The 23878-nt window shown below is 73.5% G+C and carries 17 protein-coding genes; 7 read left to right on the top strand and 10 right to left on the bottom strand.

The genetic code is table 11. From position 1 onward, the window contains the following. Positions 1–152: 152 nt before the first annotated feature. From ACTIFU_RS02035 to ACTIFU_RS02020, 4 genes are read right to left on the bottom strand one after another with little or no spacing between them, the layout of a single operon-like run. The gene (locus ACTIFU_RS02035) at positions 153–725 is read right to left on the bottom strand and encodes a hypothetical protein (protein ID WP_439576611.1); all 573 of its coding nucleotides are present in this window, start codon (positions 723–725) and stop codon (positions 153–155) included. After that, positions 722–1021, bottom strand: coding sequence for a hypothetical protein (locus ACTIFU_RS02030; RefSeq protein ID WP_439576610.1), 300 nt, complete (start codon positions 1019–1021; stop codon positions 722–724). The genes ACTIFU_RS02035 and ACTIFU_RS02030 overlap by 4 nt, the downstream gene beginning before the upstream one ends. Further along, positions 996–2021: a radical SAM/SPASM domain-containing protein gene (locus tag ACTIFU_RS02025; RefSeq protein ID WP_439576609.1), complete on the bottom strand. Its 1026-nt coding sequence runs from the start codon at positions 2019–2021 to the stop codon at positions 996–998. Before ACTIFU_RS02025 ends, ACTIFU_RS02030 begins: the two co-directional genes overlap by 26 nt. Next, positions 2018–4093, bottom strand: a complete 2076-nt coding sequence (locus ACTIFU_RS02020) for a S8 family serine peptidase (protein WP_439576608.1) — start codon at positions 4091–4093, stop codon at positions 2018–2020. Before ACTIFU_RS02020 ends, ACTIFU_RS02025 begins: the two co-directional genes overlap by 4 nt. Positions 4094–4125: 32 nt before the next feature. Here ACTIFU_RS02020 and ACTIFU_RS02015 point away from each other — a divergent pair, with 32 nt between their 5' ends. From ACTIFU_RS02015 to ACTIFU_RS02000, 4 genes are all read left to right on the top strand, one after another. Next, complete coding sequence (locus ACTIFU_RS02015; protein WP_439576607.1) at positions 4126–7374, top strand: ATP-binding protein; 3249 nt, start codon at positions 4126–4128, stop codon at positions 7372–7374. Between the two features lie 3 nt (positions 7375–7377). After that, a complete protein-coding gene (locus ACTIFU_RS02010) occupies positions 7378–8052 on the top strand; it encodes a MarC family protein (protein ID WP_439576606.1) in 675 nt (224 codons plus the stop codon). A gap of 74 nt (positions 8053–8126) precedes the next feature. After that, positions 8127–9254: a S1C family serine protease gene (locus tag ACTIFU_RS02005; protein ID WP_439576605.1), complete on the top strand. Its 1128-nt coding sequence runs from the start codon at positions 8127–8129 to the stop codon at positions 9252–9254. Further along, positions 9251–9520, top strand: coding sequence for a phosphate-starvation-inducible PsiE family protein (locus ACTIFU_RS02000; protein WP_439576604.1), 270 nt, complete (start codon positions 9251–9253; stop codon positions 9518–9520). The genes ACTIFU_RS02005 and ACTIFU_RS02000 overlap by 4 nt, the downstream gene beginning before the upstream one ends. 8 nt (positions 9521–9528) lie before the next feature. Here ACTIFU_RS02000 and ACTIFU_RS01995 read toward each other — a convergent pair whose 3' ends face one another. Genes ACTIFU_RS01995 through ACTIFU_RS01975 form a run of 5 tightly spaced genes read right to left on the bottom strand, consistent with a single transcriptional unit; the run spans position 9529 to position 14632 of the window. Continuing rightward, on the bottom strand, positions 9529–10725 hold the full coding sequence (locus ACTIFU_RS01995; RefSeq protein WP_439576603.1) for a CaiB/BaiF CoA transferase family protein: 1197 nt from the start codon (positions 10723–10725) through the stop codon (positions 9529–9531). After that, positions 10722–11684 (bottom strand): hydroxymethylglutaryl-CoA lyase, encoded by a 963-nt coding sequence (locus ACTIFU_RS01990; protein WP_439576602.1) that lies wholly within the window; start codon positions 11682–11684, stop codon positions 10722–10724. Before ACTIFU_RS01990 ends, ACTIFU_RS01995 begins: the two co-directional genes overlap by 4 nt. Before the next feature lie 27 nt (positions 11685–11711). Beyond that, a complete protein-coding gene (locus ACTIFU_RS01985) occupies positions 11712–12347 on the bottom strand; it encodes an RluA family pseudouridine synthase (protein ID WP_439576601.1) in 636 nt (211 codons plus the stop codon). Then, positions 12344–14146 (bottom strand): heavy metal translocating P-type ATPase, encoded by a 1803-nt coding sequence (locus tag ACTIFU_RS01980; protein ID WP_439576641.1) that lies wholly within the window; start codon positions 14144–14146, stop codon positions 12344–12346. Before ACTIFU_RS01980 ends, ACTIFU_RS01985 begins: the two co-directional genes overlap by 4 nt. 6 nt (positions 14147–14152) lie before the next feature. Continuing rightward, positions 14153–14632 (bottom strand): hypothetical protein, encoded by a 480-nt coding sequence (locus tag ACTIFU_RS01975; RefSeq protein WP_439576600.1) that lies wholly within the window; start codon positions 14630–14632, stop codon positions 14153–14155. A gap of 87 nt (positions 14633–14719) precedes the next feature. Here ACTIFU_RS01975 and ACTIFU_RS01970 point away from each other — a divergent pair, with 87 nt between their 5' ends. From ACTIFU_RS01970 to ACTIFU_RS01960, 3 genes are all read left to right on the top strand, one after another. After that, a complete protein-coding gene (locus ACTIFU_RS01970; protein ID WP_439576599.1) occupies positions 14720–16297 on the top strand; it encodes an acetolactate synthase large subunit in 1578 nt (525 codons plus the stop codon). 157 nt (positions 16298–16454) lie between these two features. Then, positions 16455–16895: a response regulator gene (locus tag ACTIFU_RS01965; RefSeq protein ID WP_439576598.1), complete on the top strand. Its 441-nt coding sequence runs from the start codon at positions 16455–16457 to the stop codon at positions 16893–16895. Further along, positions 16892–22852, top strand: coding sequence for a PAS domain-containing protein (locus ACTIFU_RS01960; protein ID WP_439576597.1), 5961 nt, complete (start codon positions 16892–16894; stop codon positions 22850–22852). Before ACTIFU_RS01965 ends, ACTIFU_RS01960 begins: the two co-directional genes overlap by 4 nt. A gap of 3 nt (positions 22853–22855) precedes the next feature. On the opposite strand, the gene ACTIFU_RS01955 is transcribed toward ACTIFU_RS01960, so the two are convergent. Continuing rightward, complete coding sequence (locus tag ACTIFU_RS01955) at positions 22856–23866, bottom strand: ABC transporter substrate-binding protein (protein WP_439576596.1); 1011 nt, start codon at positions 23864–23866, stop codon at positions 22856–22858. Positions 23867–23878: the final 12 nt, after the last annotated feature.

The raw sequence follows: 23878 nt of genomic DNA, 5'->3' as shown, positions 1-23878 counted from the left end.
GACCGCCATCGCAAAGCGGACGCGGTCGCGCGAATCACATGCGCGCTGGCTGCACAGGACATGGCATGGGGCGTGTGGGGGACGGGCATCGGACCCCATCGCGGCTGCCCGCGATGGGGCCTGGTAGCGGTCCTTGCCCCAGGTTGCCCGTCCTACAGCGGCAGCGACGGGTCGATCACGGTCACATCGGGGTCCCCGTCCATCAGCCGGGTGCGCAGATCGACCACGGTGCGTGCGATCGGCTGCAGCCATTCGGGCGTGACGGCATCCGGCGCCTTGCTGAGCACCGATTCGAGCCAGACCCGCCCCTCGCCCCAGGCGCCCCAGAGCGTCTGAAGGGTGCGCCCGGGCGGGGCAAACACGCTGCGCCGCGCCAGCACGGTGCCGTGGTACGCGAGCTTGCGCCGCGATGGCACCGCCCCGCTCTCGGCATCGGTCACGCTGCCGCCGGGCCCGGACATCGGCTGGGGCTGGTTCTCGGCGACGTCGAGTTCCTCGGCATGACCGGTTTCCCACTCCTCGATCTCCGTGCGGGTGACGGTCGGCTTGATGCGCCAGGTCCAGACCACGACGATGTAGCCCGCTGCCGCCATCACCGCCTTGGGCGGGATGCTGCCGGCCGTGCGCACGGAGAGGCGCACGGGTTCGAGGGCAGGCTCGGGCAGACGCCCGTCCGCGTCGATCAGCGCGCGGAGATACAGCAGCGTGCGGGTGCGGTCGCTCATCGAGCGGTCTCCTCGGTACGGGCGATGATGCCGGCCTCCACCAGCATGGCGAGGCCGCGATGCAGCGTGTCGCGCGCCGCGTTGTCGCCGGCGACGCGTCGGACAGTGTCGGCGAAGGCGGCTTCCAGCTCGGCCAGCGTCGTGCCCTCGCACAGCGCCGCGATCAGCCAGGTGGTGGTGTTGAGCTCGGTCAGCGCGGGGCGCAGTGGCGTATAGGCGTAGGCGAGGCCCCATTCCGGCATCGGCCGCAGCACGATGCCGGGAGCGTGTTCAAAGCGGTCGGTCGGGCAGAACACGGAGATCGGTTCCCTCGTTCATCGTTTCGCAGAACGGATCGGGCGCGTCCCAGCGCCCGTGGAAGGCGTACGCGGTGGCGCGGCAGCCGCCGCGGGTGAGCTGGCTCGATGCGCAGTCGGGACAGTGCCCTTCGACCTCGCCGGCGCGCAAGCGCCGATAGAGCGGGTGGTTCCAGGTCTCGAGCCAGGGCGTGGCGCGGAGGTCGCCGTAGTCGACATACTCGCGCAGGTAGGGGCAGCCGATCGCGTGGCCGTAGGGGTCGATCGCGGCGTTCTGCCAGCAGCAATTGGCGTCGTTCGGGTGCCAGGACTGCATCAGCCGGAGCCCCGGCGGCAGCGCGGCGGCAACGGTGCGAATCGCGTCCATCTGCTCGGGCAGCGACAGCGCGAGCTCGGTCCAGTGCCGGCGTGCACGGCCGAGTGGATAGAGGCGCAGCACGCCGAGCTCGTCCGCGCCGGACGCGGCCGCACGCCGCGCGAGGGCTGGCAGCTCGGCGGCGTTCGGCCGGCACAGGATCATCAGGATCGACACCGGCACGCCGTGCCGGCGCAGCGCCGCGATCCCGGCGAGCGCGGCGCCGAAGCTGCCTGGCACGCCGACCATCGCATCATGGGTCGCGGCATCGGCACCCAGCAGATCGACATAGACGCGGCCGATGCCGATCGCGGCAAGCCGCATCGCGGTTGCGTCGTCGATCGTCACCGCATGGGTGCGCAGGGTGGTGAACATCCGTGCGGCGGCATGCGCGAGGATGGTCTCGGCATCCTCGCGCGCGAGCGGCTCGCCCCCCTCGACGAACACGTTGATGACACCCGCCGCGGCGAGCTGGTCGATCAGCCGCAGCCAGGTCGCCGTGTCGAGCTCATCGGCGGCGGACCGCGCGCCGCAATCGGCATAGCAGGTGCTGCAGGCGAGCGGGCAGCGCGCGGTCAGGCAGAGCGTCAGCTTCATCGGCCGCGCCATCCAGGGCGCGCCGCCGCGCATCGCGGGGGCGCTCATGCCGGCCGCGTGTCCGCCGCCGCGATCAGCGCCACCGCGCCGGCGGCGTTGAGCAGCCCTGCGCCTGCCCGTTCGGCGCCGGCGCGATCGGTGCTCGAGGCGGGATCGTGCAGCGGCCGCACGCGCGCCGACGCGATCAGCGCGTCGCGCAGCGCACCGGCTGAGAGCCGCCGTCCGGCCGGGGCCGCCTGCATCAGCAGCGCGATGGCGCCAGCGACCTGCGGCGCGGCCTGGCTTGTGCCGTCCATCACCACCGCGTCCTGCCTCGTGCGTCCGCCTGCGCCGGCCGCGGCGATGCCGACGGCGCAGAGATGCGGCCGGGCCGGATCGTCGGTTTCGGACCAGTCCAGCGGCGGCGGCAGCCATGGCCGCGGCCCGGCGCCGGAATTGGCGGACGGCCGGAAGCCGAGCGGTGAGCTCGGCGCCTGGAATGCGGCGCCGACGACGATGCTGTGCCGGCCGCAGCACAGCGAGCCGAGCGTCGATCGCGCATAGGCGCTGCGCAGGGCGGAGGGCGGCGCGGTGATCCGCGCCGGCGCAGGACCGTGCTCGCGCTCGGCCCAGGCGTGCAGCTCGGCGGGCGGGCCGCCGGCGTGGCGCAGCACGAAGCTCCAGACGCCGTCGAGCCTGCGCGCGCCGTCCGCGCTCTCGCCGACCGACGGATCGATGCGCACGCCGATGCAGGCGGGCCGCGCGCGCGCGTGGTGCTTCGTGTTGGTCCACCAGCCGAAGGCCCCGGGGTCGGCCGCGGGGCCGCGCAGCCAGCGCCCGGGCACGCCGTCGGTGGGTACGAGCGGCCAGGGGCCGAAGCCGGCACGCTCCAGGGCAGGGGGCGCGTGCAGCGTGACCTCGATGGTCGCATCCGGATCGTGCCAGAGCTCGATCTCGGAGAGGTCCCGGTCGGTCGGCTGGATCTCCCAGCCGAATTGCCCGGTCGTGCCGGGCGAGAGCGGCACGGCCGCGTGCGCGCGGGCATCGCCTGCATTGCCGGCGCAGATCACGACCGCGATCATCGGCATCGACGCGCCGCCGTTCTCCACCGCCTCGATCAGCCGATCGATCTCGCTCTCGACCATCGAGCGGCCGTCATGCGCGCCGGCATGGGTGGCGAGACTGAGATTGATCACCACGCCCTTGCGGCCATCGGCGATCGCACGCGCGATGATCCAGTGCACGGCATCGCACAGCCGTGTGTTGTCGCTCAGCGCGCGCGGCGTGGGCGGCGCGCGGTCGTCCGCGAGCGCGGCCGGCACGCTCGGCTCGATGAAGTCCGACTGCGTGACGCCGAGCTGCACCAGATACAGATCGGCACACGGGGCGACGCCGGCGAACGCGCGCCGGGTGCCGAGCGCGTCGGTGATCGGGAACGGCGAGCCGGCCGCCAGCGAGGCGACATGCGTGCCGTGCAGTCCGAGTGCCAGCAGCGCGGGGTCGTAGTAGTGCGCCTCGGGGTCGTAGGGGGCGACGCCCGCGGCGATCCAGCGCTCGATCTCGGCGCGGCCGTGCACGACCCCGTAGCCCGCGCTGAATGGATGGCCGGGCAGCACGTCCAGCGGGTCGGGCCCGCGCCCGGCCGGATTCTGGTCCCAGAGCCAGGCGATGCGCGAGCGTCCATCGCGCTTCCTGAACGTCACGTGATCGAACCGGAACCCGAAATCGACCACGCCGACCGCGATCCCCGACCCGTCGAGCCCGGCCACGCGCTCGGGGACCCACGCATCCTGAGGCAGTGCCGGCGTCGGCCGTGCGCGTCCCTCCTGGGGTGGCGCGACCGGGCGCGGCTCGCGCAGCGCGACCAGCTCGCTGCCCGCCTCGCGCGCGACCTCGGCGACCTGCCCGCGCGCATCCTCGCCGCGATCGATCCGGAGTTCGGCCTGCCAGCGTCGCCCACGCAGCCGCGCCCCGAGGGCCGCGACCCGCTTGCCGGCAGCGGCAGGATCCGCGACCTCCGCGATCCAGCGGCGGCGGCCTTTGCGGCGCCGCCGCAGCATGTCGTGCAGCACGTGCGGATCGATGCGCAGATCCGGCGAAACGCCCGCGTCCGGGGGAAGCTTGACAATGTCGTCGGTCACGCGACGCGATCCCCCTGGCCCGAGCGCCGTCGATGCGGCACGATCCTGGTCCGGCCGCGACGGCGCGTCGATCCGCGCGATGCGGTCGAGAGCGACGCAGCCGAACCGCCGCCCCATGTCACGCTAGCCTTGTCACGCTACGGTTGCGCAGGGGGCGTCCGTGTGATCTGGATCACAGTGCACTGATGACCTCGGATGTACCTTCATCTTTCGGCCTGCCCGCAGGCTCCGCTTGGCTGCCGCAAGACGAGGCCGAGCGGCGACAGGTCACGGTCGCCTTCATCGACATGGTCGGCTCGTCCCGCCTTGCCGCCATGCTCGACCCCGAAGACATGAGCGAGCTGATCGTCGCCTATCGGCGCGCGGCCGGTGCCGCGATCGAGGCGCATGGCGGCTACATCGCCCGCTTCCTCGGCGATGGCATCCTCGCTTACTGGGGATTCCCCCGCGCGCGCGAGGACGACACCGCGCGCGCGGTCTCGGGCTGTCTCGCCGTGCTCGACGCGATGGACGCGCTGAACGCCGCGGGGCTGGCGCAGGGCCAGCGCATCTCGGTCCGGATCGGCATCGAGGCCGGGATCGTGGTGGTCGGCCGGCTCGGCGCGCACGACCCGCGCGCCGAGGCCGACATCGTCGGCGACGCCCCCAACCTCGCCGCGCGCCTGCAGGGCCGCGCCGAGCCCGACAGCATCGTCACCACGGCGGCCGTGCAGGCACTCGCCGCGCATCGATTCGCGTTCGTCCCGGCTGGCGAGATGGAGGCGCCCGGACACACCACGCGCGTCACACTCTATCGTATTGCTGGTCCGATCCTTGGTGTCGGCCGTGCGCGCCCGCTAAGGGCCGATCGGCTGTACGGCCGTGAGCACGAGCAGACGCTGCTCGATCAGCGCTGGCGCGATGCCTCCGCCGGCAAGGGCGCGGCGCTGGCGCTGGTGGGCGAGCCCGGCATCGGCAAGTCGGCGCTGATCGGTCACCTGCGACGCACGGTCGCGGCGATGGGCGGGCTCTGGCACGCCGCGTTCTGCCAGCCCGAGGGCGCGACCAACCCGCTCCTGCCGGTGCGCGACCTGGTGCGCGCGGTGCTCGGCGCAGCGGACCCGGCGGCGCGACTCGAAGCCCTGACGCGCGACGGCGGCATCGAGGACGAGGCGGCCGCCCTGTTGCGTCCGCTGATCGATCCGCATGCGCCACTGCCGGCACTGCCGGGGATCGGTGCCGCCGAGCGCCTGCGCCGGGTCGCGCTCGCGGTGCTGTCGCTCGTGCGCGCAGCCGGTGCCCGCCGGCCGGTGACGATCGCGATCGAGGACGCGCACTGGGCGGACGATACCTCGCGCGCGGTGATCGCGGCGCTGGCCGAGGAGGCGCGCCGCCTGCCCGTGCTGCTGGTGCTGACCGCCCGATCGCAGGGGTTCGAGCCACCGCCCTCGCTCGGGCGCGACGGCATGATCGCGCTCGCGCCGCTGCGTGCGGGCGCGATCGAGGGTCTGGTCGCCAATCTCGACCCGGACGGTGCGCTTGACGCCGCGGCGCGCGGGCTGATCGCCGAACGCGCGGAGGGCAATCCGCTGTTCGCCGAGGAGCTGGTGCAGCTCTGGCGCGAGGCGAAGGCGCGCGGCGGCGGGGCGGAGATCCTGAGCCGCGCCTCGTCGCTCAACGACTCGCTGCTCGCGCGGCTCGATGCGCTCGGCGAGGCGCGGCCGGTGGCCCAGGTCGCGGCGGTGATCGGGCGCGAGTTCGCCGTCCCGCTGCTCGCGCGCGTGCTGGAGCTCGACGCTGCGACGGTGGCCGAGGCGGTCGAGGCGCTGGTCGCCGCGGGGCTGGTGCACGAGACCGCGGCCGCCGGCGCCACGCACAGCTTCCACCACGCCCTGGTGCGCGATGCCGCCTACCACTCGCTCTTGCGCGCGCGGCGCCGCGCGGTGCATGCGCGCGTCGCCGGGCTGCTGCTCGCCGAGTTCCGCCCGCTGGTCGAGGCACGGCCGGAACTGCCCGCGCAGCACCTGGAGGCGGCGGGGGAGATCGACGAGGCGATCACCTGGTGGACGCGCGCGGGCGACCGCGCGGCGACACAGTCGGCGAACGCTGATGCACTCCGGCTGCTCTGCCACGCCGAGGGGCTGGTGCGGCGCCTGCCGGGGGGACCGCAGTCGCTGCGCCGCGCCGAGCTGCTGATCCGGATCGGCGGGCAGGAGCTGGCGGTGAAGGGCAACGCCGCGCCGGAGCTTGAGGCGGCCTATGCCGAGGCGGTTGCGATCCTCGAGGCAGTGGGCGAGGCCGACCACCCGTCGATGTTCGCCGCCCTCTGGGGTCTCAACACNTACTCGATGGTGCGCGGCGAGATCCCGCGCGCGCTGGCACTCGGCCAGCGCATGCTCGGCATCGCGCGCGACGAGGACCGGCTGATCCAGGTGCACCGCGTGCTCGGGCTCGCGCATCTGCTGCGCGGCGAGCACACGGAGGCGGACCGCCACTACACCGAAGTCCTGACCCGCTACGATGCGGCGCGGCACGAGCATCACCGCTTCGCCTACGGATCGGACCCGGCCGGGGTGGTGCTGTCGCATCTCGCCTGGAGCCAGATGATCGGCGGGCACCTCGCCGCGTCCGACAGCCATGCCGTGGAGGCTGAGGCGCACGCGCGGCGCATCGCGCACCCGCACACGCTCGCGCATGTGCTGGCGGTGGACGGGCTGCGCCGGCTCATTGCGCGCGACCGCGTGAGCGCGGCCGAACGCGCCGAGGAGGTGCTGCGCATCTCCGCCCAGCACGGCTTCCCCTACTGGTCGGCCTGGTGCGCGGTGATCGCGGCCGGCGCGATCGAGGCGGCACCGTCGGAACGGGCCGAGCGAATCGAGACCGCGGTCGCGGCGTACCGCGCCACGGGAGCGTTGCAGCTCGTCCCCTACGCGCTGGGGCTTGCGGCCGAGGCGCGGCTGGACGAGGGGCGGCCGCATGCCGCGCTCGGGCTGCTGGAGGAGGCCGGGAAGATCGCCGCGGCGACCGGTGTCGCGCTCTACTCGCCCGAGATCGCGCGACTGGCGCTGGTCGCGCGCCGCGCCGCAGGGCTGCCGCTGGAAGAGCCAGCCGAGGCGATCGCTGACCGGGCGGCGGCACGCGGCGCCGGGCTCTGGGCGCTGCGCGCGCTGACCGAGGCGGCGCGCGAAGACCAGGGGGTCGCCGCTCGGCTCGGCGCGATGCTGGCGCGGCTGATCGCGGAGGGGGCCGACCCGGCGCTGCGCGACCTGCTGGTCGCGCGCGCGCTCGTACCGATGGTGTGACGCATGCTGCCGAGCGCCCTCCTCGAGACCTTCCTGCTGGTCTATCCCGCGCTGTTCTCGATCGTGAACCCGATCGCGGGTGCGTTCATCTTCAACGAGGCGACCGCCGGGCTGGATGACCGTGCGCTCGCGCGGCTCGCGCGGAAAGTGGCGACCTACTCGCTGATCGTGATGCTGGTGGCGATGTGGGGCGGGTCGTTCATCCTCGGCTTCTTCGGCATCAGCCTGGCCGCGGTGCGGATCGCCGGTGGGCTGGTGCTGTCGCTCTGGGCGTTCAACCTGCTGTCCGCACCCGAGAAGCGCGAGGAGCGCAAGCGCGACGAGGCGACCTCACGCGCGATCGGCGACGATGCCGCGTTCTTCCCGCTGACCCTGCCCTTCACCACGGGGCCCGGCACGATCGCGGTGTGCATCGCGCTCGGCGCGACGCGGCCGCAACTGGAGCATGGGCTGCTCGCGTTCGCCGCCGGCGCCAGCCTCGCCGCGCTGGCGATGGCCGCGACCATCCTCGGCGCCTATCGCTACGCGCCGCGGATCGCTGGCTGGCTTGGCCACACCGGCTCGCGCGTGCTGAGTCGGCTCGCCGCGTTCCTGCTGCTCGCGGTGGGGGTGCAGATCCTGATCGCCGGCGTGACCGACGTGCTGACGCCGATCATGGCCGCGCGTGCGCCTGGCTGAGGCTGCACCGCAGGGCGGCGCTCTGGCCTTGGATGCGGCGGCATGGCTTCCGACCGGCAGGGAGACGACCGACGATGCCTTCCCCCGACCGCTTCGCCTTGCGCCTGCTCGCGGCAACGGCGGCAGGGCTGGTGCTGATCGCCGCCTGGCACGCGGCACCGCTGTTGCGGATCGAGCTGCTCGCCTCCCGTGCCGAGCCGCGCACGGTCACCCCGCGCGGGGATCTCGCCGCCGACGAGCATGCCACGATCGCGCTGTTCGAGGGCGCGCGCGATTCGGTGGTGTTCATCGCCACGGTGCAGCGGGTCGTGGACCCCTGGACGCGCAACGCCCTTCAGGTTCCGCGCGGCACCGGCTCGGGCTTCGTGTGGGACCGGCTCGGCCATGTGGTCACCAACCACCACGTGGTCGCCGGTGCCACCGGGGCGACGGTGCGCCTTGCCGACGGGCGCGCCTTCGCTGCCTCTCTGGTGGGCACGAGCCCGGCGCATGATCTCGCCGTGCTGCGCATCGGCGTCGGCGCCGACCGCCCACCGCCCCTGCCCGTGGGCACCAGCCACGATCTGAGGGTGGGCCAGAAGGTGTTCGCGATCGGCAACCCGTTCGGGCTGGACTGGACGCTGACCACGGGGATCGTCTCGGCGCTGAACCGCGAGCTGCCGACCGATGCGGGCGGGGTGGTCGAGGAGCTGATCCAGACCGACGCGGCGATCAATCCCGGCAACTCGGGCGGGCCGCTGCTCGACTCGGCGGGCCGGCTGATCGGCGTGAACACCGCGATCTTCAGCCCCTCGGGGGCCTCCGCCGGGATCGGCTTCGCCGTGCCGGTCGATACCGTCAATCGCGTCGTGCCGCAGCTGATCGCCACTGGCCGCTATGTGCGCCCTGCGCTCGGCATCCGTGTCGAGCATCAGCTCAACGCCGCGCTGGCGCAGCGTTTCGGCGTCGAGGGCGTGTTCGTGATCGAGGTCGAGCGCGGCTCGCCGGCGGCGCGCGCAGGCATTCGCCCGGCCCGGCTCGGCCGCGACGGCGCCTTCGAGCCGGGCGACGTGATCGTCGCCGTCGACGGCAGGCCGGTGCCGCGCGTGGCCGATCTGCTCAATGCGCTCGACCGCGCAGCGCCAGGCCGGGAGGTGATGCTGACCATCCTACGCGAGGGCAGGCGACTGGAGCTTACCGTCGTCCTGGAGGCGGGACGATGAGCGAGGACAAGAGGCCGCTTGGCGGCCATGCGCGGTGGCAGAGCCTCGGCCTCTACGAGACGTTCGAGCACGCGGTCATCCTGGTCCTCACCGCGCCGATCGCCGCGATCGTCGTGGTGCGGAAGGTCATCATCCTCGACCTGAACGAGACGGAGCCGGCGAAGGTGTTCGCGCTCGCGGCGGCGATCCTGGCGCTCGGCATCGTGTGCTGGCTGGTGCGCGATCAGGATCAGCGCGAGCGGTTCGGCCGCGAGGACGGCGGCTGACAGGGCGATCAGCGCCAGCCCTCGCCGATCCGCACCACGCCGTCGGCGACCAGCGCGTCGATCTCGGGCGCGGCGAGCCCGGCCTCGGCCAGCACCTCGCGCCCGTGCTCGCCGACCTTCGGCGCATCGCGCCGCACGCCCGGCCGCTCGCCGTCGATCGCGATCGGCAGGGCCGGCAGCTTCGCCGTGCGCCCGTCCGGCAGCGAGATCGGCAACAGCCCGCCCGAGGCGTTCAGGTGCGGGTCGTCGAAGAGCTGCTCCGGCCGCGCGATCGGCGCGAAGGGCAGGCCCATCGCCTCGAACCGCGCCGACAGCGTCGCCGCGTCGAACGCGCCGAGCCGCCTCTGGAGTTCGGGGATCAGCCAGTCGCGGTTCTGCACGCGCCCGGTGTTGGTGGCGATGCGCGCATCGGCGGCGAGATCGGCGAAGCCGAAGTCGCGGCAGAACACAGCCCATTGCGTATCCGTGACGACGCCGACGAACACGCGCTCGCTGTCGGCGGTGGCGATGATGTCATAGACGCCCCAGGCGGCGACGCGCACCGACATCGGCTTCAAGGGCTCGCCGGTGATCGCGTGCTGCGCCATGTGCTGCGCCACCAGCATCACCGTGTTCTCGAACAGCGAGGCGACGATGTGCCGCCCGCGTCCGGTGCGGTGGCGCTCGTTCAGCGCGGCGAGGATGCCGATCGCGCCGAACATGCCGCCCATGATGTCGTTCACCGACGCCCCCGCGCGCAGCGGCTGGCCGGGCGGCCCGGTCATCCAGGCGAGCCCGCCCATCATCTGCACCACCTCGTCAAGCGCGACGCGGTGCGCGTAGGGCCCGTCCTGGAACCCCTTGTGCGAGACGTAGATCAGCCTCGGGTTCAGCGCCGACAGCGCCTCCCAGCCGAAGCCGAGTTTGTCGAGCGCGCCGGGACGGAAGTTCTCGCTGAACACGTCGGCGCTCGCGACCAGCTTCAGGATCGCCGCGCGCCCGCGCCCATCCTTCAGGTCGGTCGCGATGCTGCGCTTGTTGCGGTTCGAGATCGGGAAGAACCCCGCGCCGGCGCCCACCAGCCGGCGCGTGTTGTCGCCCTCGATCGGCTCGACCTTGATCACGTCGGCGCCGAGATCCGCGAGCACGAGGCCGCAGGTCGGCCCCATCACCATGTGGGTCATCTCGACGACGCGGATGCCCTCAAGCGGCAGCGGTGCGGTCATGCCGCGCGCTTCACCTGGTGCAGGTGCCCGTGCAGCGCCTCGCCCGGCAGCGCCTCGGCCAGCATCGTGCGTGCGCGGAGCAGGCCGTCGAGATCCACCCCCGTGCGCACGCCCATCTCCTCGAACATCCAGACGAGATCCTCGGTCGCGGCGTTGCCGGACGCTCCCGGGGCGAAGGGGCAGCCGCCCAGGCCCGCGAGCGCGCCGTCATAGGCACGGATGCCGGCCTCGTAGCCGGCGAGCGCGTTGGCGAGCGCGCGCCCGCGCGTGTCGTGCAGATGAAGCGCGCCGAGCCGGTCGCCGACGGCGGCGCGCGTGCGCCCGATCAGCTGTTTCACCTGGCGCGGGTTTGCCATGCCGACGGTGTCGGACAGACAGAGATCCTCGGCCCCGGCCTCGACCAGCGCCTCGGCAAGACGGATCACGTCATCCTCCGGCACTTCGCCCTGCATGGAGCAGCCGAAGGCAGTGGAGATGCCGACCTCGACCGCGGGGCGGTGCGGGGCGGCGCGGGCGAGCTCGATGATGCGGCGAACCTGATCGACCGCCTGGAGCGGCTCCATGCGGACGTTGGACAGGCTGTGCGCGCGCGAGGCCGAGACCGGCACGGTGAGCTTGTGTGCGCCGGCGGCGATCGCGCGTTCCGCTCCCTTGGCGTTCGGCACCAGCGCGACGACGACGATGCCCGGGATGGTCAGCGCCTGGGCGACCACGTCGGCGGTGTCGGCGAGCTGCGGCACGAGATCGGGCCGGACGAACGAGCCGACTTCGATCTCGGGCAGGCCGGCGGCGGCGAGGGCGGCGATCCAGCGGTGCTTGTCGGCCGTCGCCATGATGGTCCTGGCGTTCTGCAGCCCATCGCGGGGCCCGACCTCGCAGATGATGATGTCACGGTCCATGCGGTGACCCTGGCCGGAGTGGATGTCGAAGGGATAGGGGGTTTTGGGGGGAAGGGCCATTGGTCCTTCACCCCAATCAAACTGTGGCTACATCCCAACGCCGAGCGCCCGCATCCGGTCCGGCACGGGTGCCTCGGCCCGCACGCCCAGCGCGGGGATCGAGACGGCGCGTGCCAGCAGCGCGAGGCCGCCGGGCGCGGCGACGCCGTAGACCGGATCGCCGAGGATCGGCCAGCCGGTTGCCGCGCAGTGCACGCGCAGCTGGTGTGTCCGCCCGGTGCGCGGGCGGAGCTCGAGCCAGGTCCGGCCGTCGCCCCGGCCGAGCACGCGCCATGCCGTCCGCGCCGGCGCGCCGGCCGGATCGACCACCATGCGCCAGCCGGAACCACGGCTGCTCCGTTTCGCGAGTGGCAGGGCGATCTCGCCGGTCTCCGCCGTCGGGCCGCCGCGCACGACGGCCCAGTAGACCTTCTCCACCGCGCCCTCGGCGAACGCCCGCCCCAACGCTGCCAGCGCCGGCTTGGTCCGCCCCAGCACAAGACACCCCGCCGTGTCGGCGTCCAGCCGGTGCGCGGGCTGCGGCAGGCGCCGCTTGCCGAAGCGCAGCGCCTCCAGCCAGTCCTCGACGCTTGGACCTCCGCGCGGGCCGCGATGCACCGGCAGCCCGGCCGGCTTGTCGATCACCAGCACCGCGTCGTCGCGATACAGCACGGCAGGGGTCATCGCTCCGCCGCAAGCTCTGCCAGCGCCTCCTCCTCGGCGGCGAGATGCAGCGTGATCAGCGCCTCCAGCGCGAACAGGGTGCGTCGCAGCTCGGCCGAGGCGCCGTTCCACCCATCCTGCTGCTCGGCGAGGCGCAGCAACGTCGCCAGCCTGCGGCACAGCGCCTCGATCTCGGCATGCATCCGGATGAGCGGCCCCATCGGATCGCGACCGCCCAGACGGCGCGCGGCCGCCGGATAGAGCGCCTCCTCTTCCTCCGCCTGGTGCGGCAGCAGCTCGGCGCGCAGGGCGGCTTCCAGCGACGCCAGGGCGCCGAGCGACCCCGGACCGTCGCCGACCGCCTCCGCCCCCTCGCGGATGCGCTCGGCGAGCCGGCGGAGCCCGGCATGCTCCGACACGCGGTCGGCGAGTCCGGCCTCGTCGGGCAGCGGCGCGGGCGCGCCGTCGTCGTGCCCGGGCCGCAGCGCGGTCAAGGCGAACAGGATCGCCACGACGTCGATCCCCTCCTGCACCAGGGCGCCGATCAGCGGCGGCAGGTATCCGAACGCGGCGAAGCCCATCGCCACCCCCGACAACGCCATGCCCAGCACGATCGCCCGGACCGCGATCGTTCGCGACCGGCGCGCGATCGCGATCGCCTCGACCGCGCGATCCACCCGATCGACCAGCAGCACCGCGTCTGCCGCCTCGGCCGCGGCGGCCGTGCCGTGCGCGCCCATGGCGATGCCGACATCGGCGGCGGCGAGCGCGGGCGCGTCGTTCACGCCGTCGCCCACCATCGCCACGGATCCGCGCGCACGCTCCTCGTGCACCGCGGCGATCTTGCCCTCCGGCGAGCAGCCGGCATGGACCGCGTCGAGCCGCAGCACCGCCGCGACCGCGGCCGCGGCCTCGGCGCGGTCGCCGGTCACTAGTCCGATCCGCTCGACCCCCAGCGCCCGCAGCCGGCGCACCGCGCGACGCACCTCGGGGCGCAGCCCGTCCGCCATCACGAACGCCGCGACCATCCGGCTGCCGGTGGCGAGCCAGGCCACGCTGCCCGCGACCGCGAGCGAGGCCGCTATCGCCAGCGATTCGGGCGGAACCACGCCGCGCGCGCGCAGGAACCCCTCGGAGCCGAGCAGCACCGCCTGCCCCTCGACGTGGCCGGAGAGCCCGCCGCCGGCGCTCTCGGCGGCCGCCTCGGGCGCCGGCACGGCGAGGCCCCGCTCGCGCGCTGCCGCCACCAGCGCGGCCGAGACCGGATGCGTGGAGCCCTGGGCGAGCGAGGCGGCGAGCCTGAGCGCGGCCTCGCGCCGGAGCGTCGGCACCGTCTCGATCGCGGCGAGACGCGGCCGGCCGGGCGTCAGCGTGCCGGTCTTGTCGAACAGCACCACACGGATGCGCGCGAGGCGCTCGATCACGCCCGCGCCCTTCACCACGATGCCGCGGGCCGCCGCCCGGCCGACGCCGGCGACGAGCGCGATCGGCGCGGCCAAGATGAGCGGGCACGGGGTCGCGACGACCAGCACTGCAAGCGCCCGCACCGGATCGCCCGAGAGCGCCCAGGCCAGTCCCGACACGACCGCGGTGACGGCGATGAACAGCACGGCGAAACGGTCCGCCAGCCGCGTCAGCGGCGCGCGCGAGGCTGCCGCCTGCTCGGCCAGCCGCACGATCGCGGCGTAGGTGCTGGCCCCGGCCGAGGCGGTCGCGCGCATTCGGAACGCGGCCCCGGCGTTGACCGCGCCGCTGCGCAGCTCCTCGCCCGGGCGCAGCCGGCGCGGCAGCGGCTCGCCGGTGAGCGCGCTCTCGTCCAGCGCCGCCTAGGCGGTCGCGCGCATTCGGAACGCGGCCCCGGCGTTGACCGCGCCGCTGCGCAGCTCCTCGCCCGGGCGGATCGCCGCGGCGTCGATCTCCTCGACCGTGTCGTCGGTCAGCCGGGCCGCCCGCCGCGGCGCGCGCGCGGCGAGCGCGGTCAGCGACCGCTTCGCGCGGCCCTGCGCCCAGTCCTCCAGCGCCTCGCCGCCGGCGACCATCAGCGCGACCACCGCGGCGGCGGCGGCCTCGTCGAGCGCGACCGCGCCGAGGATGGCGGCGAGCGCGATCACATCGACGCCCATGCGCCCGCCGGCCAGCGCGCGCGCGGCGGCGAGCCCGACATGCAGCGCCACCGGCAGCGCCGCCGCCGACCAGACGAGCCGCGCGGCGACCGCCTGGTCCGCGACCGCCAGCGACGTGCCGAGCGCGAGCCCGAGTGCGACCCAGGCCAGCAGCGCGTTGCGCCGGTTCAGCTCCGTTCCCACGCCGCCATCATGGCGCATTCCCGCCGCGCCGCCTTGACCCGACGCAAACCCTGTGGCCGGTTCGCGCCGGACGCGAGGGAGGGAGCCATGGACGGGACGCAGGCGCGGGCGGAGACCATGAACGGCGCGGAGAGCCTGGTGCAGACGCTGCTGGACAGCGGCGTGGACACCTGCTTCGCCAATCCGGGCACTTCGGAGATGCATTTCGTCGCAGCGCTGGACCGCATCCCCGGCATGCGCTGCGTGCTCGGCCTGTTCGAGGGGGTGGTGACGGGGGCAGCCGACGCCTATGCGCGGATGGCGGAGAAGCCCGCCTGCACCCTGCTGCACTGCGGCCCCGGCCTCGCCAACGCGCTCTCGAACATCCAAAATGCCCGGCGCGCGCGCAGCCCGATGGTGAACATCGTCGGCGACCACGCAACCTATCACCGCCGGTGGGACGCGCCGCTCACCGCGGATGTGGAGGGCGTCGCGCGGCCGTTCAGCGACTGGGTGCGCTACGGCCAGTCGTCGCGCGGCATCGCCGCCGATGGGGCGGCCGCGGTGCAGGCCGCGCGCGCCGCGCCGGGCCAGATCGCCACCCTGATCCTGCCCGCCGACACCGCCTGGGAGCCCTCCGCCGGCCCGGCCGCGCCGCTGCCCGTGCCGCCGCGCCTCGCGCCGGCGCCGCAGCAGCTCGAGACCGCGGCGCGGGCGCTGCGGGCCAAGGGCGCGAAGGTGCTGCTGCTGCTCGCCGGCCCGGCGCTGACCGAGGCGGGCCAGCGTGCGGCGTACCGGATCGCCGCCGCGACCGGCTGCGGCGTGCTGGCGCAGATGTCGAACGCCCGCACAGCGCGCGGCCAGGGCCGCTACCCGATCGAGCGCGTGCCCTACCCGGTCGACATGGCGCTGGCGAGGCTCGCCGCCTACGAGGCCTGCATCCTGGTCGGCGCCAAGCACCCGGTCGCGTTCTTCGCCTATCCCGGCAAGCCCGGCTCGCTGCTGCCCGAGGGCTCGGCGGTGCACGTGCTGGCGCGGCCCGACCAGGACGTGCTGGGTGCGATCGAGGCGCTCGCCGAGGACGTCGCCGCCGGCGTCGCCCCGCCTGCGCCGAACGGCGGCGAGCGGCCGCGCGCACCGGGCGGCGCGATCACCCCCGAGGGGATCGCGGCGACGGTGGGTGCGCTGATGCCCGAGGGCGCGATCATCGTCGATGAGGGGGTGACCACCGGCCGCGGATTCTTCGCCGCCACCCACAGCGCGCCGCCACATGACTGGCTTCAGCTCACCGGCGGCTCGATCGGCGAGGGCCTGCCGCTCGTGCTCGGCGCCGCGATCGCCTGCCCTGACCGCAAGGTGATCGGGCTGCAGGCGGACGGCAGCGGCATGTACACGGTGCAGGCGCTCTGGACCATGGCGCGTGAGCGCTGCGACACCTGCATCGTCATCTTCTCGAACCGCAAATACGCGATCCTGCGCCACGAGCTGATGCATGTCGGCGCCAATCCCGGCCGCACCGCGCTCGACATGCTCGATCTCGGCAACCCGGACATCGACTGGGTGAAGATCGCCGAGGGCATGGGGGTGGAGGGCGCGGTCGCCCCTGATCTGGATGCGCTCGCCGACCTGCTGCGTGGGGCGATGGGCCGGAAGGGACCATTCCTGATCGAGCTGCTGGTCCCCTGAGCCGAAACACTCTCCGCGCGGCCCGGCCACGACACGCGGCTGCGCGCAGACGCTCGCGCAAAAGTTGCGCTGCCATAGCAGACTCGCGTAGATGTCGTTTGGCTGAGGTGCACGCCATGGCCGATACTGGCGGGTCTGTTTCAATGGTGATTCGGTGATGACGAGTCCGACGAGCGACACGCCTCCGCAGCCCACCGCAGCCGACCGAGCGGCCGTGCATCTGCTGCTGCTCGAGGACAATCCCGCGCTCGCCCGCGTGGTCGCGACCGTCGCCCAGGCCGAGGGCTGGGTCGTTCATGCCTGCGTCGATACGGCGCAGTTCGTCGATGCGCTGGAGTCCATGCAGCCGGACGCCGTGATCGTGGACTGCATGCTGGCGGAGGGCAGCGGCCTGGACGTGCTCGGCCGGCTCGGCGCCGCCGCCCCGGACTCGCCCGTGCTGATCATGTCCGGCTACGGCGACACGCTGCTGCGGCTCGCCCTGCAGACCGCCGAGCGCAGCGGGCTCAAGCGGGTGATGACGCAGCCCAAGCCGTTCGCCGCCGCGGCGCTGCGCAGCTTCCTCCAGCAGGCGTCGGGGCTCCCGCCGGCGTCGTGACGCGCGACTTGGAGAGGCCGGCGCGGCGGCTCGCGAACGCCCTTCCCCTGGGGGCGGCCGCCCTGGCGGCGGGGCTGCTGGCCGGGGTCGCGGTGCTGCTCGGGCAGAACCTCCAGCATGAGCTCGACGCGTCGGAAAACCGGGCGCGCATCCTCGCCGCCGGCACCGCCGAGGCGGTGTCGCGCCGCGTCGAGGGGATCGACTTCGCGCTGATGGGCCTCGCGGCGCGGATCGCCCCGGAGCGCCTCGACGAGCCGAGCTACCGCGAGGCAGTGCACGCCGCCCTGGTGGAAGCGCGCGACCTCAGCCGGGACACCAACGCGTTCGTGGTGCTCGACCAGGCGGGGTGGCTGGTCGCGACCTCGCGTGTGCCGCCCGCGAGGACCGAGCGCGCCAATCTTGCCGACCGCCCCCTGTTCGCGCCCATCGCGGCCGAGCCATCCGCGCGGCTGTCGATCAGCCCCCCCTATCTGGGCCGGCTCGGCAATATTGCCGACCGGGCGATCATCGCCCTGAGCCGCCCGCTGCTCGATGCCGCCGGAGGCTTCGCGGGCGTGGTCGCCGCGATCCTGCCGACCTTCGAGACACGCGGCCTGCTGCCGGCGATGGACCTGCCGGACAACGTGGTCGTGCTGCTGCTGCGCGACGATCGGGTCGTGCTGGAACAGCGTCCGCTGCCCGAGGGAGTGCCGGGCGAGGCGGGAACGATCGCGCTGCCGCCCGAGCTTACCGGCGCCGATCCGCCGCCCGTGTCCGGCCGGTTCCGGACCGTGGGCATTCCGGGCGGCGAGCCGCTGCTCGCCGCCTGGCATGTCGCCGACCGGGGCCGGGCGATCGTGCTCACCGGGATCACGCGCGCCTCGGTGGTCGGCGCCTGGGCGCGGGTCGCCGTGCCGGTCGGTCTCGCCGGCACCATTCTCGCGGTGGCGCTGCTGCTGCTCGCCGTACGGCTGTCGCGCACGATCGGGCGGCTCGACTCCGCGCTCGCCGATCTCGCGTTGCGCGAGCGCGAGACCAGCGCGATCGCCGACAGCCTCGGCATCGGCCTCTGGGTCCGCCGCGGCGCGCAGGCGCGCACCGAGTATCGCGGCGACTTCGCCGAGCGCCTCACCGGCCGATCGATCGCGGAGCTCGAGGCCGAGCCGAACGCCTGGCGCAAGACCGTCGTGCACCCGGACGACCGCGAGGGGCTGAAGGCGTCATACCGCACCGCCGACCTGAACGTTGGCTGGCGCCACGAGTACCGCGTCATCGGGGCGGACGGCTCGGTCCGCTGGGTCGAGGACCGCGCGATCCAGCTGCCGGGGCCGAACGGCGACGGTCCGGTCTACGGCGCGATCACCGACGTCACGGAAATCCACGCGGCACGCGAGCGGCTGAGCCGGCAGGAGCGCCAGATCGCCGACGCGGTGCGGCTCTCCGGTCTCGCGTTCTGGCGCCTGCCCGCGGACTCGGACCTGTTCGAGTGGAGCGAGGAGAGCTACCGCCAGTACGGCGTCGATCCGCTGACCTTCGAGCCGCGGCTCGCCTCGATCCTGCCGATGATCGAGCCGGAGGACCGGGCTCAGGTCGAGGCGACGATCCGCCGCGTGCGCCAGACCGGCGAGAGCGAGTCCTACGTCTACCGGTTCCGCCGGGGAGACGGCGCGCTGCGCGTACGCTGGTCCCTCACCGGCGCGGAGCGTGACGAGGCGGGCCGGATCGTCGCACTCGCCGGCGTCAGCCAGGACATCACCGACCGCCAGCAGATGCACGCGGCGCTGACCCAGCAGCAGCTCCAGCTCGCCGAGGCCGGGCGCGTCGCCGGGCTCGGATTCTGGCGCCTGCGCAAGGGGTCGGACGTCCTGGAATGGACCGACGCGGTCTATTGGCAGATGGGCGAGACGCGCGAGAGCTTCGTGCCCACACTCGATGCGCTGTATGAACGGATTCTGCCCGAGGACCGCGATGCCACCCGCGCGGCGGCGGAGCGTGTGTGGCAGTCCGGCGAACCTGGCAGCGTCGTCTACCGCATCCGCCGGCCTGACGGCGAGGTCCGCTTCCGCTGGGTCTCGATCGCGATCGAGCACGGTCCCGACGGCGAGCCCATTGCGGTCTCCGGAATCAGCCAGGACATCACCGAGCAGCGGCTGGCCACCGAGCAGCTCGCGCGCCAGGAGCGCCAGATCGCCGAGGCGGGTCGGGCCGCGAGGATCGGCTTCTACCGCCGCGACATCACCACCGGCGCGATCGACTGCACCGCCGAGTTCCTCGCCCAGCACGGGCTGCGACCCGGTTCGCCGCTCGATCTGACCAGCCTCAGGGGGCTGGTGCATGCCGAGGACCTCGCCGCACAGGAGAAGGCCGTGCGGCGGGTCATCGAGGAGGGCGAGTCCGCCACCCTGACCTACCGGATCATCCGGCCCGACGGCGCGCTCAGGCGCCTGCGCGCGACGATCGGCCTTGAGCGTGCGCTCGATGGCTCGCCCGCCGCGATCTCGGGGCTGTTCCAGGACGTGACCGCGGAGGTCGAGGCGCGCGAGCAGGTGGAGCGCCAGCAGCAGTTCCTCGAGGCCGCGCGGCGGATCGGCCGGCTGAACTACTGGCGCCTGCCCCTCGATGGCGAGCGCTACACCTGGACCGACGGGCTCTACGCCGAGTACGGCCTCGACCCGGCGACGTTCGACCCGACGCGCGCCAACGTGTTCGCGCTGATCCATCCGGACGACCGCGCGGCGGTGCTCGAAGGCGGCCAGCACGTGCGCCGCACCGGTGAGAGCCGCACGACCGCCTTCCGCATCATCCGGCCCGACGGCACGCTGCGCTGGCGCCGCACGGTCAGCGGGCTGGAGCGCAATGCCGACGGCGTGCCGATCGGCCTGATCGGCGTCACCCAGGACGTCACGCAGGAGGTCGAGGGGCGCGAGCAGCGCGAGCGCCAGCGGCGCTACCTCGACGCGGCGCGCCGCGTCGGCCATGTCGGGTTCTACTGGCGCGCGATCGAGAGCGACACCTACACCTGGACCGAGGAGATCTACGCCGGCTACGGCGTCGATCCGGCCAGCTTCACGCCCACGCGCGCCGCCGTGCGCGCGATGATGCACCCCGACGACCACCCGATCATGGACGGCGCGGTGGCGCGACTGCAGGCGGTCGGCGAGAGCGGCACGGTCACGTACCGCATCATCCGCCCCGACGGACAGGTGCGCTGGCGACGCGCCACGGCCGCGATCGAACGCGGGCCGGACGGCAAGCCGGTCGGTCTGGTCGGCGTGAGCCAGGACGTCACCGAGGAGGTCGAGCGGCGCGAGCAGCTCGAACGCCAGCAGCGCTTCCTCGATGCCGCGCGCCGGGTCGGTCGGATCGGCTTCTTCCGCCGCGTGCTGGACGGTAGCCCGTCCGTCTGGACCGATGAGATCTACCGCGACTTCGGTGTCGAGCCGGCGCAGTTCGTGCCCACCGTGGCGGCTGTCCGCGCCATGGTGCACCCGGACGACCGGCCCGAGTTCGATGAGGCGGTCCGACGGATCGACGAGCAGGGCGAGGCCGGCACCGATACCTACCGGATCATCCGTCCGGACGGGCGGGTGCGTTGGCGCCGTGTCGTGTCCGGCCTGGAGCGACAGCCCGACGGAACGCCGATCGCGGTCGTCGGCGTGGCGCAGGACGTGACCGAGGAGGTCAAGGCGCGCGAGCAGATCGCCGAGCAGGCGCGCCGGCTGCGCGAGGTCGGCCGCGTCGCGCATATCGGCTTCTACCGCCGCGCGCTCGATGGCACCCAGATGGTCGCGACCGAGGAGAAGCTGCGCCAGTTCGGCCTGCCCCCGGACAGCGGCCCGCTCGACGTCTCGGCGTTCCGCGCGATGATGCACCCGGAGGACGTCGGCCGCGTCGAGGATGCCGGTCGGCGCATCGTCGAGACCGGCGCGAGCGAGACGGTGACATTCCGTGTCTGCCGCCCCGACGGCACGGTCCGGTGGCTGCGTATCGTCGCCGGGCTCGAACGCGCGCCCGACGGGCCGAAGCTTGCCGTCACCGGCCTGTCGCAGGACGTGACCGAGGAGGTCGAGGCGGCCGAGCAGTTGCGCCAGCGCGACAAGCTGCTGGCCGATGCCGGACGCGTCGCGCGGCTCGGCTTCTGGCGCCGCCGTCTGGACGAGGAGACGATCGTCTGGTCGGACGAGGTGTACCGCTACTACTCGCTCGAGCCCGGCAGCGTCGTGCCGACGCTGGCGCTGATCCGCGACCGCATGCATCCCGATGACGTGGCGCAGTGGCAGGAGGCGCGCACGCGGCTGCATGCGACCGGCGAGAACCAGACCATCACCATCCGGATCCGCCGCCCCGAAGGGTCATGGCGCTGGATCCGCGATTCCGTCGGGATCGAGCGCGGCGCGGACGGCGTCGTCACGGTCTACGGCATCGCCCAGGACGTCACCGCCGAGATCGAGGCGCGCGCGCGGCTCGACCGCCAGCAGCGCCAGCTCGCCGAGGCCGGCCGCGTGGCCGGGCTCGGCTTCTGGCGCCTGCCGATCGGCGGCGACGCGTTCGAGCTGAGCGACGCGATCTACGACCAGATCGGCGCAGACCCCAGGACCTTCACCGCCTCCGTCGCGACCGTGCTGGCGCTGATGCCGGACGAGGACCAGAAGCTCGTGCGGGCCACGCTGGATCGTGTCGCGGCGACCGGCGAGCAGGCCAGCATGACCTATCGCATCCGCCGGCCGGACGGCGCGATCCGCCATCGCAGCTCGACCGTCGGGCTGGAGCGCGCGGCCGACGGCACGAAGGTGGCGCTGGTCGGCATCTCCACCGACGTCACCGAGCGCGTCGAGCAGGAGGAGCGGCTGGAGCGTGCCCAGCGGCTCAACGCGCTGGGCGAGCTGACCGGCGGGATCGCGCACGACGTCAACAACCTGCTCTCGGTGATCGGGCTCAACCTCGAACTGGTCCGCGAGCTCGCCGCGGAGGGTGAGCCGCAGGAGCTGACCGATGCGGCGCTCCATGCGGTCGGCCAGGGCGCGAAGCTGACGCGCGGCCTGCTCGCGTTCGCCCAGCGCCAGTCGCTGCGTCCGGCGGCGGTGCCGCTCGGGCCGCTCATCGGCGGGCTCGATGCGCTGCTGCGCCGCGCGCTCGGCGGGCGGATCGTGCTGCGCACCGAGGTGGCCCCTGACACGCCCGCCGCCCTCGCGGATGCCGCGCAGCTCGAGACCTCGCTGGTGAACCTGGTGCTGAACGCGCGCGATGCGATGCCCGAGGGCGGCCAGGTCACGATCCGCGCGGCACGCGCCTCGCCCGAGGAGGCCGACTCGGTCGGGCTTGTCCTTGCGCCGCATGTGCGCCTGACGGTCGAGGACGAGGGGCACGGCATGTCCCCGGAGGTGCTGGCGCGCGCCTTCGAGCCGTTCTTCACCACCAAGGGCGCGGGCAAGGGCACCGGGCTGGGGCTCGCGATGGTGTACGGCTTCGCGCGCCAGTCGGGCGGCGAGGTGCGGATCGACAGCACCGAAGGGGCCGGCACCACAGTCACGGTCTGGCTGCCGGTCGCGGAGGAGGAGGGCGTGCCGGGCGAGATCCGCTCGGCCGATCACGGCGTGCTCGCCGGGGCGCGGGTGCTGGTGGTCGAGGACGAGGCGCCACTGCGCGCCCTGATCGAGCGGATCTGCCGCGAGGCCGGCATGGACGTGAATGCGGTCGCGGATGGCGAGTCCGCGATGGCGCTGCTGCGCTACGGCGTGCGCGTCGACCTGCTGCTGAGCGACATCCGCATGCCCGGCCGGCTCGACGGCCACGCGCTTGTGGCCGAGGCGTGTGCCCTCCGCCCCGGCCTGCCGGCGGTGCTGATGACGGGCTTCGACGACACGGCATCCGAGGATGTCGTCGTGCCGCAGCTGCGCAAGCCGTTCACCCGCGCCGACCTGCTCGATGTGCTGGCCGCTGCGCTGCGCGCGGCGCAGACGGCAGCGACGGTGCAGTAGCCGCTAGGCTGCCGGCATCACCTTGGGGTTGAAGGCGTTCGTGCCGATCGCCGCTGCGGTCGGCGTGTTCGGCAGCGTCTGCGCCGTCAGGGTGATCTCGATCGTCTTCGCCATCAGCGCCTCGTCGATCCAGCCGATGCCGTTCGCGCGCGCGCGTTCGGTGATCGCAAGGTCCATCACATACGGCATCGCCTCGAGCAATGCGGTCCGGTCGATCCCCGCGCCGACGTCATTGGCGAGCGCCTCGACCGCCGCGCGCGGATCGGCCTGCGCGGCCGCCCAACCGCGATAGGTGGCAGCCAGGAACCCGCGTGCGAGCGCGCCATTCGCGGCCAGGAACTCCGGCTTGGCGAAGTAGGCGAAGCCGTAGAGCTGCAGCCCGTAGTCGGCCCAGAGCAGGTTGCCGACATTGCCCTTGCCGAGCGTCTTCTCCCACAGCGGGTAGCCCGTGTACTGATCGAAGCTGACCTCGGTCTGGCCGGTTGCGACCGCGGCCTGCTTTCCCTCCGGGCGCACGTTCACCATGGTGATCGCCTCCGGGTTCAGCCCGTTGGCGCGCGCGAAGGCCGGCCAGAGCACGCGGTGGGAATCGCCCGGCGGCAGCGCGACCTTCTTGCCGGCGAGATCGGCAGGTTTCGCGATGCCGCTGTCCTTGCGGAAGAACGCGTTGTTGCCGGCCTTGTCGAGCACGATTCCGATCACCTGGAGCGAGGCGCCGCGGCCCACGCCGGTGATGATGGTCGGTGTGTCGGCCTGGCCGAACTCCGCCTGGCCGATCTCGACCCGCTGCACCGTGTCGGCCGAGCCCTGGCCGCGCTGGATGGCGAGGTCGATCCCGGCCTCGGCGTACCAGCCGCGCGACCTGGCGAGGAACAGGGCGCTGTGATCGCCCGAGGGGAACCAGTTGAGCTGCAGCGTCACCTTGCGTGGCTGCGCGAAGCCCGCCCGGCCGACGACCGGGGCGGCGAGCGCGCCGAGTGCTGTTGCGCGGATCAGGGTACGGCGTGTGGTCATGGCGTTTCCTTT

This window comes from Elioraea sp. (assembly GCF_051860475.1).
Lineage (GTDB): Bacteria > Pseudomonadota > Alphaproteobacteria > Acetobacterales > Acetobacteraceae > Elioraea.
Note: the sequence above shows the minus strand (reverse complement) of the source record. Positions and strands in the feature narration are given on the sequence as shown.